Consider the following 17,231-nt stretch of genomic DNA (forward strand, 5'->3'; position numbering starts at 1 on the left):
TGGCGGAGTTGATCGTCGTCACCAACAACGAGAAAACCAGGGATTCCCTCCCTCTGACGCGATGGGTTGAAGGTACCGCCCTCGACGTCCTTGACGAGGTAGAGTCCATGCTTCGAACGGGGTACGGTCTGGTGAGCGCCCCTCTTTCGGCCAACAACAGGCTGAACCGCTCTCCCTACCGTTCTATCATCCTTGGAAAACAGGGAACCTGGTCCGGAGACGACCTGGAACTGGTCGACAAGGCCAGAGCCTTCCTCAAGAGCCAGAGGATAGCCCAAGACAGCTCAGCCGACGGAGATTATCGTTGGATCGACGCCGATCTGACAAAGACCGCCTGGAACGAAGGCCTGAAGCTGGGCCTCCAGCCAGGAGATCCTAAGGGGGCTTCCTATGAATAACGACGACTACAGCGTAAAGACGGTGATAACCTTCGGAGGAGCCTTCATAGCGTTTCTCATAGGATCGGGGTTCGCCACGGGGCAGGAGGTGCTCCAGTACTTCACGTCATACGGCTACAGGGGAATAGCCGGAGCGGTACTGACGTTGATACTGCTGCTGTTCGTAGGGGTGAGCTTCATCACCGTGGGGCAGGAGGAGAAGTTCGAGAGGAGCAGCGATATCTTCAGGTATTACTGCGGAGATACCCTCGGAGGATTCTTCGACTATTTCGCCACGGTCTTCATATACCTCTCCTTCGTGGTCATGATAGCCGGAGCGGGAGCCACGGTCGAGCAGCATTTCGGCCTTCCCGTTTACGTCGGAGGCGTCCTCATGGCCCTTCTGGCCGGGTTCACCGTCTCCTTCGGGCTTGGCAGGATAGTGGACGTGATAGGCAGGATCGGCCCCACCATAGTGGTAATATCCATAGGGCTCGGACTGGCTTCCATATTCGGCAACTTCGACGGCATAGCCCGAGGTCAGGAGGCGCTCCCGACCATGAATATCATGAAGGCGTCCTCCAACTGGATATTCGCAGCCGGATCCTACGTTGGCTTCTGCATGCTCTGGCTGGCGTCCTTCCTGGCGGCCATGGGTGCCACGGCCAAAAGCAGAAAAGAGGCGGCCTACGGGGCCGGTCTGGGGGCGATAGGGTTCTCCCTGGCCATCATAGTGGTGGCCCTGGGACTGCTGGCCTACGTGAAGGACGTGGCGGCGAGCCAGATACCCATGCTGATACTGGCGGAGAAGGTCCACCCCATGCTGGCGAACGGCTTCTCCCTGATAATAGTGGCGGGAATATACACCACGGCGGTTCCGCTTCTGTGGTCAGTCTCCTCCAGGATAGCCGAGGACAAGAGCCCCCGGTTCAGAACGGCGACGATTATACTGGCCGTAGCGGGGCTGGTGGTCGGGATATACCTTCCCTTCGCCAGGCTGGTCAACATAGTCTACGTTATAAACGGCTATGTAGGCATACTCCTTCTGGGGATAATGGTATTGAAGAGCTTCAGACAACGTGTCGCTAAAGCATAAAACGTGTCGCTAAAGCGTAAAGAGAGCACGGATAGATGATTAGGGGAGCCTTCTGGCTCCCCTAATCCCTTTTATACCATCTTTTCCGGACAGGCTCCCCATGGCTACCGCCGCCTCTTTCGTTGTCGCTGCTCTGGCTTCGGTTCACGTGGTTATTCGGGTGGATCGAAAACCTGGAATCGTCGGATGCTATCCCGGCTATTTTTTTTACAAGCCCTAAATCAAAGGTGCGGAGTCTCTTTCTCTTGTGAAGTCCTTGACCGTTAAACCGTATAGTGTTAATTTTATAAAAAAATAACCGCAGGGAAGTTTTCTCCTAGCGATAAACTAGGGAGGGAAATACCCGAAAACGGACGCAAAAACGCGGTGCGTCTACGGCCTTATCCGGACGAAAGCGCTTGACAGTCGGCTCCTGCCTAAATATATTAGAGAGTGTTTTAATTTTAGAGGACTGCGCCCAGAATCCTCATTACCGTCTCTGTCGTGGCAAGAAAACCAATCGCCCATGAGGAGCTAGAGAAATGGCCGAAGTCTGGCGGAGCAGCGGACAAGAGCAGAAAAGGACGAAGCTGAATGAGCAGGAAGAACGAAAACAACAATTCAGTCGACTTGGATATTGGGACTCTCTCCGGACATCTATGGGAGACGGCCAATATCCTGCGTGGTCCTGTCGACGCGGCCGATTTCAAAACCTACATCTTCCCACTGCTGTTCTTCAAGCGGCTCTCCGATGTCTATGACGAAGAGTATACCGTGGCGCTGGAAGAGTCAGACGGCGACGTGGAATTTGCCCAGTTCCCCGAGAACCACCGTTTCCAGGTTCCGGAGGACTGCCACTGGAAAGATGTCCGGGCCAAGAGCGCCAATATCGGCCATGCGCTCCAGAAGGCGATGCGTTGTATCGAGCAGGCCAACCCGGACACCCTGCACGGCATCTTCGGTGATGCCCAGTGGACCAACAAAGACCGCCTTTCGGACGCGCTGCTCAAGGACCTGATCGAACACTTCTCGTCGCTCAACCTGGGCAACGAGCACTGTAAGGCGGACATTCTCGGCCAGGCCTATGAATATCTGATCAAGAAATTTGCCGACCTGACCAACAAGAAGGCTGGTGAATTCTATACCCCACGCTCCGTGGTCGCACTGATGGTTCGCATCCTTGCACCCAAAGCCGGGGAAACCATCTACGACCCGGCCTGCGGCACCGGCGGCATGCTTCTCGAAGCGCTGCATCATGTCAAAGAACATGGCGGCGACGAAAACCTCATGCTGGGCAAGCTCTACGGCCAGGAAAAGAACCTGACCACATCCTCCATCGCCCGGATGAACCTCTTTCTCCACGGCGCGGAAGATTTCCATATCGAACGCGGCGACACCCTGCGCTTGCCCGCCTTTTATTCAGGCGACAGCCTCGCCAGCTTTGACTGCGTCATCGCCAATCCTCCCTTCTCCCTGGAAAAGTGGGGGGACGATGTCTGGATCGACGACCCCTACGGCCGCAACTTTGCCGGGTTGCCGCCAGCCAAGTCCGGCGACTTCGCCTGGGTCCAGCACATGATCAAGTCCATGGCCCGCAAGACCGGCCGCATGGCCGTGGTGCTTCCCCATGGCGTGCTGTTCCGCATGTCCAAGGAAGGCAAGATCCGCCGAAAGCTGCTGGAGATGGACATGCTCGAAGCGGTGATCGGCCTCGGCCAGAACATTTTCTACGGCACCGGTCTCGCGCCGTGTGTGCTGGTCTTCCGGGACAGCAAGCCCAAAGCCCACCGCCAGAGGGTGCTGTTCATCGACGCCTCGAAGGAGTTCAAGACCGGCCGCGCCCAGAACGAGCTGCTGCCGGAACACGTGGACAACATCCATCGCTGGTACGAAGGAAATCAGGATGTGGAAGGAATCTGCCGGGTGGTCACTCTCGACGAGATCCGCGAGAACGATTTCAACCTGAACATCCCCCGCTACGTGGAACCGGTGATCGAGGAAGAGTCCATGACCATCGATCAGGCCATCGCCAATCTCAAAGAATCGCTGCAGACGGCGTATGCGGCCGAGGATCGTTTGAAGGCGTTGCTCGAAAAAGAAGGGTTAATGGCATGACTAACACATCAACCAGGGTCGAGCGTGCGCAGAAACCACGCAAATGCCCAGAATGCGGGCTCAAGATTTTCCGGAGGCAGATGCAATGATTTCCCAATCCCAACTCGAATCCTACCTCTGGGGCGCGGCTACCTTGCTGCGCGGCTATATCGATGCCGGGGACTACAAGCAGTTCATCTTCCCGCTACTGTTCTACAAACGCCTGTGCGACGTCTATGACGAGGAGCTGGTCGATGCGCTGGAGGAGTCCGGCGGCGATCAGGAATACGCCGCGCTTCCCGAACAGCACCGCTTTCAGATTCCGGAGGACGCTCACTGGAAGGCCACACGCACCAAGGTCAAGAACGTCGGTAAGGCCATTCAGGATGCACTGCGGGCTATCGAAACAGCCAACCCCGACACCCTGTACGGGGTCTTCGGCGACGCTCAGTGGACCAACAAGGACCGCCTGCCGGACCACATGCTGCGCGAGCTCATCGAGCACTTCAGTTCGCAGACGCTTTCGCTCTCGAACTGCCCGGAAGATGAGCTGGGCGTGGGCTACGAGTTTCTGATCAAAAAGTTCGCCGACGATTCCGGCCACACCGCTGCGGAGTTCTATACCAACCGCACCGTGGTTCATCTGATGACCGAGATGCTCGAACCCAAACCGGGTGAGTCGATCTATGACCCCACCTGCGGTTCGGCGGGCATGCTGCTCTCCGCCGTAGCTCACCTGAAGCGACAGAATAAGGAGTGGCGGAACCTGCGACTGTTCGGCCAGGAGCGCAACCTGCTCACCTCCGCCATCGGCCGGATGAACCTGTTCTTGCACGGCGTTGAGGACTTCCGTATCGTCCGGGGCGATACCCTGGGTAACCCCGCCTTTGTCGAAGGCGACCGGCTCATGCAGTTCGATGTGGTCCTGGCCAATCCACCGTACTCCATCAAACAGTGGGACCGCGATGCATGGTCCGCCGATCCGTGGGGCCGAAACCTCTACGGCACCCCGCCCCAGGGCCGCGCCGACTATGCCTTCTGGCAACACATCATCAAGAGCATGAAGGCCAAGAGCGGCCGCTGCGCAATCCTGTTTCCGCATGGTGTCCTCTTCCGCAATGAAGAACTGGCCATGCGCGAGAAACTGGTCGCCCACGACGTGGTGGAGTGTGTGCTGGGCCTCGGCCCAAACCTCTTTTACAACTCACCCATGGAAGCCTGCGTCGTTATCTGTCGGATGAACAAGCCTAAAGAGCGCAGGAACAAGGTGCTCTTCATCAACGCGGTGAACGAGGTGACACGCGAACGGGCACAGAGCTTCCTCACTAACGACCACATCCAGCGCATTGTCGCCGCCTACAAGGCTTTCGGTGACGAGGACGGCTTTGCCCGGGTGGTCAGCAATGACGAGGTGCGGGAGAAAGGCAGCAACCTAAGCATCCCGCTCTACGTTCGATCGGACAACGGAAACGGCAATAGCAACGGAGCAGCCGAAACGATCAGCCTCAAGCAGGCCATTGCGAACTGGCAGCAAAGCTCGATGGCATTGCGGGAATCGATGGAGGGTCTTTTTGAGGTTCTTGAAAATGTAGAGGGAATAGGAGGTAAGGAATGAACATCGGATGGAACTGGACCGGTGCCAAATGGTGGAAGTTCGATTTCCACAGTCATACTCCAGAATCAGATGACTATGGGAAAGGGCATAACCAGGCTCAGTTTAAACAGATTTCCCATAAGGATTGGCTGCTCAACTACATGCGGCAAGGCATCGATTGCGTCGCGGTGACGGATCACAATTCAGGTGCCTGGATTGATCCACTTAAGCAGGCACTCCAAGAATTGGCATCCGAAAATCATGCGGATTATCGCCCGCTATATCTTTTCCCCAGCGTTGAGATTACCGTTCAGGGGAATATTCATATCCTGGCCATTTTCGGCCCAAACAAGACCACCTCGGATATCGATTCGCTGCTCGGTGCGGTGAGGTATCGCGCCACCAAGGGAAAGAGCGACGGCTGTTCTGAATGCTCCGCTGTTGAGGTGATTGACGAAATTGCAAGGTCAGGCGGACTTGCTATACCTGCTCATGTCGATCAGACCAACGGACTTTTTAAGGTTTGTACCGGCAACACACTGGAGCAGGTGCTAGACAACAAGTGTGTATTTGCCATGGAGGTCACAAACCTTGCTCAGGCAAAACCGCAGCTCTACATCAACAAAAATTTGAATTGGGCGGAGGTTCTTGGAACCGATTCCCATCATCCGTCTGGAACCGATGGTCAGCGTTATCCCGGTAGTCATTTTACCTGGGTAAAAATGTCGGAGCCATCTTATGATGGTTTACGGTTGGCACTTATTGATGGTTCTCTCTCTCTGAAACGTTCAGATAGTTTCACAAGTGACCCCAATACCCATGGACAACTCACCATCGAAAGCATCGTGGTTGACGATGCGAAGTACCTGGGGCGAGGGGAATCCTTTTCCTGCCAACTGAACCCCTGGCTAAACACTATCATTGGTGGACGAGGTACCGGGAAATCGACTTCGTTGGAGTTCCTGCGGATTACTCTCAAGAGGAAGGGAGAAATCCCCAAGAGCCTTGAAAAGGAATTTACAAAATACAGTCAAACGTCAAGCAACCGCCAGGATGAAGGGCTGCTAAAAGATATCACGAAAATCACCGTCGGCTTCCGAAAAGACGGTGGCCGCTTTCGAATCACCTGGTCTAACGCCGACGACAGGCACACCATAGAGGAGGAGACCGCTCCCGGAACCTGGAGAACTTCCGAGGGAGACATCGCACAACGGTTCCCTGTCAGAATTTACAGTCAGAAGCAGATTTTCGAGTTGGCGAAGCATCCCCATGCGCTCTTGCAGGTTATCGATGATGCCCCGGCGGTCAATCATCGTGATTGGCAACTTGAGTGGGAGGAACTGTTTTCCAAATATCTCTCAATTCGCGCCCAGGAGCGTGAAGTTCAGGCCGGACTTCAGGAAGAATCGGTAATCAAAGGTCAGCTTGAGGACGTCAAACGCAAGCTCGAGGTTTTTGAAAAGGCGGGCCATGCTGATGTCCTTAAGACTTACCAGCTTAGGCAGAACCAGAGCAAGACCATCGACTCTTGGGAAAAGACCTGGGAAGGTTCCGCTGAAAAGGTCCGAGACATTTCAGGAAGCCTGTTGCCGCCAGAATTGGATTCACAACATTTCGACGTTGGGAATGCGGATGATAAAGAGCTGATCGACACTGCAGCGGGCGTCCGTTCAACATTCGAAAAACTCCAGAGTGAGATGAATTCAATCGCACAGCGGATTGATGATGCGAAGAGCGTATGGAATCAAGTGCGACCAGACCTAGAGATATCGAAGAAAATCACAACGGCGAACCGAGAATACACCGACCTCCTCGGTCAACTCAGCGCGGCAGGTGCGGGCGATCCTTCCGCATATGGCGTTCTGGTTAAGCAGCGGCAAGATCTTGAGGAGAAGTTTAAGGGATTCAACAAGAAGAGAGAAACTCTTTCGCAGCATCAGAAGGACGCGGAAGTGTGCTTGGGCAAGCTCCGTGAGCATCGGGCCAAGATAACCAAGCTTCGCGAGGACTTTCTCAAGGATACCCTCGCCGGCAATTCATATGTACAGATCAATGTCATTCCATTTGGCAACAAGATCACGGTTGAGGAAGAGTTCCGTAACCTGATCGACCGGGGCAATGGCGGCTTTGATCGCGACATCGGCGTGGTCGATGGGGATGAGGGCCTGCTGGCTACACTGACGCAGAACTCTTCCAAAAACATGGAAGAAAAAATTGTAAAGTTAAAAAAAATCCTGATAGAACTCTATCATGACAAACCAGAAGCGGTAGCGAAGGCTAAAGATAGGCGTTTTGTGACACATATTCAAGCTCTGCCTCCAGAACAAATAGATCGAATTCTTTGTTGGTACCCCGAAGACTCGTTGAACGTTACATACAGCCTCAAGAACAGTGAGAGCTTCAAACCCGTGGAACAAGGTTCGCCAGGACAAAAAACGGCTGCGCTCCTAGCTTTTATACTTTCATATGGCAATGAGCCTCTTGTGCTTGATCAGCCAGAAGACGATCTCGACAACCACTTGATCTATGACCTGATCGTGACGCAACTGCGGGAGATTAAACAGAAACGACAGGTGCTGGTGGTTACACATAACGCCAACATCGTCGTGAATGGTGATGCGGAGAATGTAGTGGCTCTCGATGTAAGGTCGGGACAAACACGAATAGTAACTCAAGGAGCTCTGCAAGACCTTTCTGTAAGAAAAGAAATTTGTCGGATAATGGAGGGCGGTAAAACCGCCCTAACTGAGCGTTACAGACGAATAATGGCAGGAGATATCAAAGGTTGAGCACACAATCTCTGAAACCCAGTTGGAAGATAGTAAAATTCGACGATATCGCCCAGAACGTTGCTGTGCGGGTGGATCCTGCCGATGCCAAGACTGACGTCTATGTAGGGTTGGAACATCTCGACCCCAGCACGATTCATCTGCGCCAGTGGGGTCACCCTTCCGATGTCATCGGACAGAAGCTGGCCTTCAAAAAGGGCGATGTGATTTTCGGCCGCCGCCGTGCATATCAGCGCAAGCTTGCTGTGGCCGAGCTTGATGGTATCTGCTCGGCTCATGCCATGGTCGTCCGTGCAAAACCCAATATGATTCTGCCTGAGTTTTTGCCGTTCTTCCTGCAATCCGACATGTTCATGGAGCGGGCCATCGAAATATCGGTGGGCTCGCTCTCACCGACGATCAACTGGAAGACTCTGAAAATACAGGAATTCCCGCTGCCGCCCATTGATGAACAGAAGCGCATTGCCGAGATCCTGTGGGCGGCGGATGAGGCGGTGGAAACAAAGTCCCGTGTGATTAGTGAGTTCGCTGTCTCATGGCAAAAGCTCATTGATTCGATTGTCCCAAACCCGGACGATTCTTCAAGTCGGACTGTAGTTCGCCTTGATGACCTTTGTTCGATGCAAAATGGACGACCATTTCCAAGCTCTGCATATTCGGAACATGGTTTTAAGTTGCTGCGTCCCGGAAATCTTGCTCCCGATGGAAGTCTCAGTTGGGCGAAAGGCTCGACGGTGCATCTTGACGAAAAATATGTGCAAGAAAACTCTGGCTGGGTCGTTCGTCCTGGCGATGTCGTAGTCAATCTTACAGCCCAATCCCTCGAAGACGGATTTATGGGGAGAGTTTGTTTGGCCGTTGAAGGCGACGATAGTCTGTTGAACCAGCGTTTAGGAAGATTCCTTTGTAACGAAGGGGTCGAAAGCGAGTATCTATACCGTGTTCTGCAAACATCACGTTTCCGTCGGATGGTGGAAGCACGGTGTGAGGGCAGCAAGGTCAGACATACATACTTCCGCCACTTTGCTGACCTGCCTGTTGTCAAGGTAACCCATAAGGAGCAAAGGGAAATAATGCAAGCTGCGAGTTTCATTGATGTAGCAAGAAAGGCAGCAAAAGATTCTGTCCGTGATTCGAGAGCCTTGCTGGATAGGCTCGTTAACGGATTTATCAAAAACGGAGAAACCGCCCATGTTTAACGAAGAAAACACGGTCGAACAGATGGTTCTCGACACGCTCTGTGGCGACGTGTAGAGAAGTTTGAAGGGTGAGGTGTGAAATGACCTACTTCAATGAGGGAAATACGGTTGAACAATTCGTGCTGGACACACTGTCTGACCGAGACAATCAGTGGCGCGTTGCCGAACCGAAAGCTGATTATCTCGATTCACACCTCACGCTTCAGATTTCAAGCCTTAAATGGCGCTTCGTGTCCGCCGAGGAGCTGCCCCGTCAACACTCCAACGTGTTGGTGGAATCGATGATTCGCGACGCTCTCATCCGCCTGAACCCGGAAATCAAGGCCCAGCCCGACCGCGCCGACGAGGTGCTCTACCGCCTGCGGACCATTCCGCTGTCGGTGCAGAGCGAAGGCCTGGTGCGGGCCAACGAGCTGTTCGCCGAATGGCTGCGGGGCGAGAAGTCCATGCCCTTCGGCGAGCGAGGCGAACACACGCCGGTGCGTCTGATCGACTTCGAGAATCTCAGCAACAACGATTACGTGATCACCAATCAGTGGGTCTATCCGGTCAAGGAAGGCGGCCGCCGCTTCGACATCATCATGCTGGTCAACGGCATCCCGCTGGTGGTCGGCGAGGCCAAGACACCGGTGCGCCCGGCGGTGACCTGGGTAGACGGGGCCAGCGACATCCACAACGGCTATGAACAGAGCGTGCCGCAGATGTTCGTGCCCAACGTCTTCTCCTTTGCCACCGAAGGCAAATGCTATCGCTACGGCTCGGTGCACATGCCCATCGATATCTGGGGACCGTGGCACGAGGGCGATAACAAATCCGAAGGCACGCTTGTCGACGTGCAGCGCTCCATCCGGTCCATGTTGCGTCCGGATATAGTGCTGGACATCCTGCAGAACTTCACCCTGTTCGCCACCGACAAGAAGCACCGGCGCATCAAGATCATCTGCCGTTATCAGCAGTACGAAGGCGCTAACCTGATGGTGGCCCGCGTGGTCAAGGGCTATCCCAAAAAGGGCCTGATCTGGCATTTCCAGGGCTCGGGCAAGTCGCTGCTGATGGTCTTCGCGGCGCAGAAGCTGCGGATGCACCGCAAGCTCGGCAACCCCACGGTGATGATCGTGGTGGACCGCATCGACCTGGACACCCAGATCACCGCCACCTTCAACGCCGCCGATATCCCGAACATGATCGGCGCAGCCACCCGGCAGGAACTGCAAAGCCTGCTGGCAGTCGATACCCGCAAGATCATCATCACCACCATTCACAAGTTCGGCGAGGCGGACGGTAGGCTGAACGAGCGTTCGAACATCATCGTGATGGTGGACGAGGCGCACCGCACCCAGGAAGGCTATCTGGGCCGTAAGATGCGCGACGCGCTGCCCAACGCCTTTCTCTTTGGCCTGACCGGCACGCCGATCAACAAGCGGGACCGCAACACTTTCTGGGCCTTCGGAGCGAACGAGGACGAGCAGGGCTATATGAGCCGCTACTCCTTCCAGGACTCGATCCGGGACAAGGCCACGCTGCCGCTCCATTTCGAGGCGGTGGACGTGAAGCTGCATATCGACAAGGACGCCATCGACGAAGCCTACTCCCAGATGACCGATGAGCTGAGCGAACTGGATCGTGACGACCTGGCCAAACGGGCCGCCAAGATGGCGATTCTGATCAAGGCCCCGGCGCGGGTGAACGCCATCTGCCGACACATCGTCAAGCACTTCCAGGAGAAGGTGGATCCGAACGGCTTCAAGGCCCAGGTAGTGACCTTCGACCGCGAATGCTGCGTGCTCTACAAGAAGGCTATGGACGAGTTGGTCGGTCCGGAGGCCAGCGCCATCGTCATGCACACCCAGGGTGGAAAATCCGATGAATATGCGGAATGGAAACTGGCCAAGGACGAGGAGGGAAAACTCCTCGACCGATTCCGCGATCCGAACGACCCACTCAAGTTCCTGATCGTCACCTCCAAGCTGCTGACCGGCTTCGATGCGCCGATTCTACAGGTGATGTACCTCGACAAGCCGATGAAGGATCACAACCTGCTACAGGCCATCTGCCGCACCAACCGTGTCTACCCCGGCAAGACCCACGGCCTGATCGTGGATTACCTGGGCATCTTCGATGACGTAGCCACGGCCCTCGATTTCGATGAGAAGTCGGTTCAGAAGGTCATCACCAATCTGGACGACCTCAAGGAAGAGCTGCCCGGCATGGTGGCGAGATGCCTGGCTTTCTTCCCTGGCGTGGACCGTACCGTCAGCGGCTACGAGGGGCTGATCGCGGCGCAGGATTGCCTGCCGGATAACGAGGCCCGGGACAAGTTCGCGGCAGAATACTCGGTGCTTTCCCGTCTGTGGGAGGCGCTGTCTCCCGATCCCTGTCTCGGCCTTTATGAAAAGGACTACAATTGGCTGACCCAGGTATATGAGTCGGTGAAACCACCGAGCGGCAATGGCAAGCTGCTCTGGCACGCCCTGGGGGCCAAGACCATCGAGTTGGTGCATGAGAACGTGCATCTGGAGACGGTGCGCGACGACCTGGACACCCTGGTGATGGACGCCGAGGTACTCGAAGGGCTGCTCGATGCTAAGGACCCGGACAAGAAATCCAAGGAAATCGAGATCAAGCTCATCGCTCGCCTGCGCAAGCACAAGGATAATCCGAGGTTTGTCGCCCTGGGCGAACGCCTTGAAAAGCTCAAGGAGCGGCACGAACAGGGCCTGCTCCACAGCCTCGACTTCCTCAAGGAGCTACTGACCTTGGCCAGGGAGGTCGTCCAGGCCGAGAAGCAGGTGGACCCAGTCGATGAACAGGCCAAGGCCAAAGCGGCCCTGACCGAACTGTTCGCCGAGGTGAAGAGCGGCAAGACGCCGATGGTGGTCGAGCGGATCGTGACCGACATCGACGAGATCGTGAGGCTGGTCCGGTTCCCTGGCTGGCAAAATACCAAAGCCGGAGAACGCGAGGTTCAGAAGGCACTGCGCAAAGTGATTTACGTGAAGTACCAGGTCAAGGACCAGGATCTGTTCGACAAGGCATTCGGATACATCCGGCAGTACTACTAATTGAGAACAAGCAGTTTGAGTATATAAAAAAATCACAGCCAAAAGAGTAGGGGAGCCTTCGGGCTCCCCTACTTCCTTTTAGACCATCTTCTCCGGACGTACCAGCTTGTCGAACTCCTCAGCGGACAGGGTCCCCATGGCTACCGCCGCCTCTTTCAGTGTAATTCCCTCGGAGTGGGCCTTCTTGGCTATGGCCGCCGCCCCGTCGTAGCCCAGCACAGGCGCCAAGGCCGTGACCAGCATCAGAGATCTATCCCTTACCTGGGATATCCGCTCCTCGTCGGCCTCCAGACCCGCCAGGCAACGGTCCGTGAAGGATTCCATTACGTCGCTCAAAAGGCCTATGGAGTTGAGCACCGCATCGATAATCACGGGCATGAAGACGTTCAGCTGGAAGTTACCCTGGCTGGCGGCCACTCCGACGGTGGTGTCGTTTCCCATGACCCTCACCGCCACCATGGTGACGGCCTCCACCTGGGTGGGGTTGACCTTGCCGGGCATAATGGAGCTTCCAGGTTCGTTCGCCGGTATGACAAGCTCTCCCAGCCCGCACCTTGGCCCGGACGCAAGCCACCTGACGTCGTTGGCTATCTTCATGAGGTCCGCCGCCAGGGCCTTGAGGACACCGTGGAAGGCCACGAGCTCGTCCTTGCTGGTCAGGGAGTGGAACTTGTCCGGAGCGGTGCTGAAATCGACTCCCGTGAGGTCCCCTATCTCCTGGGCAATCTTTCTTCCGAAGTCCTCCGGGGCGTTCAGGCCCGTGCCGACCGCCGTACCTCCCAGGGCCAGATCCTTGAGGTATTCCACCGAGGTGATCACCATGGACTGACACCTCTCCATCATGCGGACCCAGCCGCCTATCTCCTGTCCCAAGGTCAGGGGGGTGGCATCCTGGAGGTGGGTCCTGCCTATCTTGACCAGGTCTCGGTAACGGTCGCTCTTCTCCCTCAGGACCTTCGTGATCCTCTCCAGTGCGGGAAGGAGCCTTCTTTCCACCGCCAGTACCGTCGCCACGTGCATGGCGGTGGGGAAGACGTCGTTGCTGCTCTGGCTTCGGTTCACGTGGTCGTTCGGGTGGATCGAAAGCCTGGAATCGTCCGATGCTACCCTGGCTATCACCTCGTTGACGTTCATGTTCGTCTGGGTGCCGCTCCCGGTCTGCCAGAGAGACAGGGGGAACTGATCGGAAAAGTCCTCCGACAGTATCCTATCGGCCGCCTTGGCTATGGCTCGTCCTCTGTCCTCGTCCAAAACCTGAAGCTCCACGTTGACCACTGCTGCGGCCCTCTTTACTAGGACCAAAGCCTCTATTACCTCCTGAGGCATCTTCTCCCTGCCTATGGGAAAGTTGTTCAGGCTCCTCTGGGTCTGAGCCCCCCACAGGGCCTCCTCTGGAACCTGGACCTCCCCTAGGGAGTCTCTCTCTGTTCTGGTCTTCATTCTCCATCACTTCCTAATATTTATTTTTACCGTTTTGAACCTTCAATTTTTCCCTGAAAAAACTAAGTCGATACGTAAGTTGATATAATGGGGGAAAGGGGAAAGGGGTTAGTAGAATGGCAGGAGACGTTTTGGTCCGTTTCGGAGTGGCGGTTCCGGAAGGACTACTGAGGGATTTCGACCGCCAGATAGAGCGAAAGGGAGTTCCCAACCGCTCTGAGGCCATAAGACAGCTGATCCGAGACTCCATCTCGGACACCCGCTGGACCGAGGGGAAGGGCACCGTCTACGGATCTGTGACCATCTCCTACAACCACCATACCAGGGAGGCCTGTTCGACCCTGACCGACATACAGCACGATTTCGGCGACGTCATAATATGCACCAACCACGTCCACGCCGATCACGATCACTGCGTGGAGGTCATAATGGTCAAGGGAGAGGCGTCCAGGGTGAAGGCCCTCATAGAGGAGCTGTCGGGGGTCAGGGCGATAAACAACCTGTCGCCGGTCATAGCCTCCATACTTTAAAGAGGTCGTCGGGAGTTCCCGACGACCTCCGACTTTAACCTTTGAGGGCCACTACCTCTATCTCGACCATTCCGTCCAGAGGAAGCTTGGCTACCTGGAAGGCGCTCCTGGCGGGACACTCTCCCACGAAAAAGGACTTGTAGACCTCGTTCATTGCGGCGAAGTTATTCATGTCGCTGAGGAACACCGTGGTCTTAACGACCTTGTCCATGGAGCTTCCGGCCTTCTCGAGGATGGCCTTGACGTTCTCCAGGGCCTGTCTGGTCTGCTCCTCGATCGTATCGGGAAAGGCCTTGGTGGCAGGATCCATCCCGAGCTGCCCGGAGGTATAGACGAACTGCTCCGTCTCTATTCCCTGGCTGTAGGGACCTATGGCCGCAGGGGCCTTATCGGTGGCTATCGCTTTTCTCAACTTACATCCCTCCTGTTTTTTTATGGTTCCCCTCAATTATAACCAGCATCGTCGAAGACAACCACCCGGTTTCGCCCGTCTTTTTTGGCCCTGTATAGGGCCTCGTCGGCCATGTTGGAGAGATTTTCAAGGGACGCCTTTCCGTTCCACAGAGCCAGTCCGAAGCTGGCAGTCACTCCCTGAAAGCCGTCTCCCAGTGCATCGCATATCCTCTTTCTCAGGTCCTCGGCCACTATAAGGGATTTATCCAGATCCTGCTCCAGTGCCACCATGAACTCGTCGCCGCCCCAACGGCCGAACAGATCTCCCACCCTCAGACGGCCCGATACCGCCTCGCTGGCCAACACCAGGGCCCTATCTCCCTCCAGGTGGCCTCTGGCGTCGTTCAAATCCTTGAATCGATCGAGGTCGAACATTATGAGGCAGAGGGGAAGCCTCCTCCTATCCATCTTCTCCTGAAGGAGAGATTCGAACCTCTGGCGGTTCAGTATACCGGTGAGTTTGTCTATGGAGGCCATCTTCTCCAGTTTTTTGGTGAGCTCCAACCTCTCCTCCTCTATCCTCTTCCGTCTGTCCACGTCCATGATCGTGCCTATCATCCTTAGAGGGAATCCGTCGGACCTTCGATCCACCACCCGGCCTCTCTCCAAAACCCATCGCCATCTTCCGTCGCCTCGGTCCATCCTGTACTCGATCCGGTACTCGTCGCCTCTATCCAGGTGTCCCGTAAGGGCCTTATCTATGTCGTCCCGATCGTCCCTATGGGCCATCTCTCTCCAGGCCCGATAGGGGAATCGTTCCTCGACGTCGCCGCTTCCACCCCATGAACTGCCGCTGACGTACATGGTCATGGTGGGGACGTCGAGCTCCCACAGACCGTCTTCGTTGGCCTCCATGGCGAGACGCAGCCTCTCCTCGCTGCGTCTGAGAGCCCTCTCCGTCTCGACTCTGGAGGTCGTGTCCCTGACGACCATAACGACGATGGACCGTCCTTCCAGCTCGGTTATCCTGACGCTTATCTCCACCGGAAAGGGACCGGAAGGGCCTCTGTGGACTGCCTGAAACAGCCCGCCCTCCTTGGGACTGGAGTTCACCCTTCGGAGGAAGGCGGTGAGCTCGTCGTCGTCCATGAGGTCGTCCAGACGGGAGTTCAGCATCCTCTCCTCCGACAGGCCGTACATGCCAAGAGCCGCCATATTGGCCTCCAGTATGGACCTGTCCCATCGGGATGCCATTATTATGGCGTCTCGGGAGGATGTGAAGAGTATGGAGTACCTTCCGGCGGTTATGGGCCCCACGGGAAAGGAGCGGTGGTCCGACTGGGTCCTGTCCGGTATGGAGTGGTGCAGATGCTCCTGGATCCATCGGCCCTCGATCTTCCGGAATACCACGGTCCTCCTGGTCTCGTATCTTATGGGCTCCCCCTTGACGTTGACACCGTAGACGGCCTGAAAGAAGAGCCAGCCGGCGTCCCCTCTGGCCTTGACGGTGACGAAGCCGTCTATCAGCCTGAGTTCGTCCAGCTCGCCGAAATCACGGGAGAAGCCCTCCCTTATGGCTTCGGAACTTCGGCTGATCTCGTCCCTGCCCGTGCCTACGGATAAAACGTCCGGGGCCATCCACTTCATTATTCCCTCTATGTCGCCTCCGTCGTAGGATGCCATCCACTCCTGGAAGGCCCCGTATATCTCCAGCTCCTCCGGAGTGGGGGTCTCGTTGAGCAGTTTCAACGCGGAATGCCCCCTCCCGTCTTTTTCTTTCTATTTATTGTCCTTTGCCTACTATGATAAGATACGGAAGACATTACAACAACTAGGAGGGGCGATCAACATGACGAAGAGTTTAAAGGCCATAGCTCTGGCCACAGCGCTGATCACCGTATCGGCGTCTTCCGCCCTGGCGGAAGACCTGGGAGACAGGCTCTTTCGGATGTTCCTGGGCGAACTCGATCCACAAAGAGCTCAGATGATACTGAGTGAACCTCCGGAGGAATCCGGATTGGTCAAACACGTCTATATGGACATGGAGGGGGCCAATATAGGAGGAGTCCGGATAGACCGGATAACGATTGAGGGAATGGACGTTGCCTTCACCTCCCCCGAAACATGGGGCACAGAGAGTGCCGGTGTTACCTCCATACTGGCGACCAACGCCGTGGCGGTGATAAAGGAGGAGGACATAAACTCACACCTGAAAAGCAAGGAGTTCGGCGACGACGAAAAATGGAACAACCTCGCCCTGGATTTCTCTCCCGGTAAGGTCTACGCTAAGGGTTACTATCTGGCGGATCTCGTACTTTTGAGATTAAACATATTGATAGAGATAGACGGAACCTTCAAGGTAAAAGAGGGCAAGCAGGTATGGCTTGACGACTACACCCTGAAGGTCAATCGGGCCAAGGTTCCCGAGGGGCTGACCGACAGGGCCATGGCCAAGATACAGCCCATACTGGATCTGGGTAAGTTCATGTTCCCGCTGAAGCTCTCCGGAATAGAGCTCGATGAGGACCGGGCGGTGGTGAAGAGCGTCTCCGAGCCCAGGTCCTTCGAGGGGATGGTCTATGAATACGATGCCGAAACCGTTTCGAGAGATCTGTGACATAGAGGAGCGGCGGTGTTAAAATGCCCTCCATCCGTATAACGAAAGGGGGCAGATCGTC

At 55.8% G+C, this 17,231-nt stretch carries 12 protein-coding genes; 9 read left to right on the forward strand and 3 right to left on the reverse strand.

What is annotated here, in order from left to right:
* The first annotated feature begins 8 nt into the window (after positions 1-8).
* From L2W48_RS02935 to L2W48_RS02965, 7 genes are all read left to right on the forward strand, one after another.
* Positions 9-398: a GrdX family protein gene (locus L2W48_RS02935; RefSeq protein WP_236099101.1), complete on the forward strand. Its 390-nt coding sequence runs from the start codon at positions 9-11 to the stop codon at positions 396-398.
* Positions 391-1,473 (forward strand): YkvI family membrane protein, encoded by a 1,083-nt coding sequence (locus tag L2W48_RS02940; protein ID WP_236099102.1) that lies wholly within the window; start codon positions 391-393, stop codon positions 1,471-1,473. The genes L2W48_RS02935 and L2W48_RS02940 overlap by 8 nt, the downstream gene beginning before the upstream one ends.
* A gap of 573 nt (positions 1,474-2,046) precedes the next feature.
* Positions 2,047-3,567, forward strand: a complete 1,521-nt coding sequence (locus tag L2W48_RS02945) for a type I restriction-modification system subunit M (protein WP_236099103.1) — start codon at positions 2,047-2,049, stop codon at positions 3,565-3,567.
* An 85-nt stretch (positions 3,568-3,652) separates the two neighbouring features.
* Complete coding sequence (locus L2W48_RS02950) at positions 3,653-5,161, forward strand: type I restriction-modification system subunit M (protein WP_236099104.1); 1,509 nt, start codon at positions 3,653-3,655, stop codon at positions 5,159-5,161.
* Positions 5,158-7,929: a TrlF family AAA-like ATPase gene (locus tag L2W48_RS02955; protein ID WP_236099105.1), complete on the forward strand. Its 2,772-nt coding sequence runs from the start codon at positions 5,158-5,160 to the stop codon at positions 7,927-7,929. Before L2W48_RS02950 ends, L2W48_RS02955 begins: the two co-directional genes overlap by 4 nt.
* Positions 7,926-9,128, forward strand: coding sequence for a restriction endonuclease subunit S (locus L2W48_RS02960; protein WP_236099106.1), 1,203 nt, complete (start codon positions 7,926-7,928; stop codon positions 9,126-9,128). Before L2W48_RS02955 ends, L2W48_RS02960 begins: the two co-directional genes overlap by 4 nt.
* 80 nt (positions 9,129-9,208) lie before the next feature.
* Positions 9,209-12,190 (forward strand): type I restriction endonuclease subunit R, encoded by a 2,982-nt coding sequence (locus L2W48_RS02965; RefSeq protein ID WP_236099107.1) that lies wholly within the window; start codon positions 9,209-9,211, stop codon positions 12,188-12,190.
* A gap of 78 nt (positions 12,191-12,268) precedes the next feature.
* On the opposite strand, the gene fumC is transcribed toward L2W48_RS02965, so the two are convergent.
* Positions 12,269-13,630: a class II fumarate hydratase gene (gene fumC, locus L2W48_RS02970; RefSeq protein ID WP_236099108.1), complete on the reverse strand. Its 1,362-nt coding sequence runs from the start codon at positions 13,628-13,630 to the stop codon at positions 12,269-12,271.
* 116 nt (positions 13,631-13,746) lie between these two features.
* Here fumC and nikR point away from each other — a divergent pair, with 116 nt between their 5' ends.
* Positions 13,747-14,160, forward strand: a complete 414-nt coding sequence (gene nikR, locus L2W48_RS02975) for a nickel-responsive transcriptional regulator NikR (protein WP_236099109.1) — start codon at positions 13,747-13,749, stop codon at positions 14,158-14,160.
* A 34-nt stretch (positions 14,161-14,194) separates the two neighbouring features.
* On the opposite strand, the gene L2W48_RS02980 is transcribed toward nikR, so the two are convergent.
* Both L2W48_RS02980 and L2W48_RS02985 read right to left on the reverse strand, forming a co-directional pair.
* The gene (locus L2W48_RS02980) at positions 14,195-14,572 is read right to left on the reverse strand and encodes a RidA family protein (RefSeq protein WP_236099110.1); all 378 of its coding nucleotides are present in this window, start codon (positions 14,570-14,572) and stop codon (positions 14,195-14,197) included.
* A gap of 32 nt (positions 14,573-14,604) precedes the next feature.
* On the reverse strand, positions 14,605-16,302 hold the full coding sequence (locus tag L2W48_RS02985; protein WP_236099111.1) for a diguanylate cyclase: 1,698 nt from the start codon (positions 16,300-16,302) through the stop codon (positions 14,605-14,607).
* Between the two features lie 100 nt (positions 16,303-16,402).
* On the opposite strand from L2W48_RS02985, the gene L2W48_RS02990 reads away from it, so the two are divergent.
* The gene (locus L2W48_RS02990) at positions 16,403-17,170 is read left to right on the forward strand and encodes an LmeA family phospholipid-binding protein (protein WP_236099112.1); all 768 of its coding nucleotides are present in this window, start codon (positions 16,403-16,405) and stop codon (positions 17,168-17,170) included.
* Positions 17,171-17,231 lie beyond the last annotated feature (61 nt).

This window comes from Dethiosulfovibrio russensis (assembly GCF_021568855.1).
Taxonomy (GTDB): Bacteria; Synergistota; Synergistia; order Synergistales; family Dethiosulfovibrionaceae; genus Dethiosulfovibrio; species Dethiosulfovibrio russensis.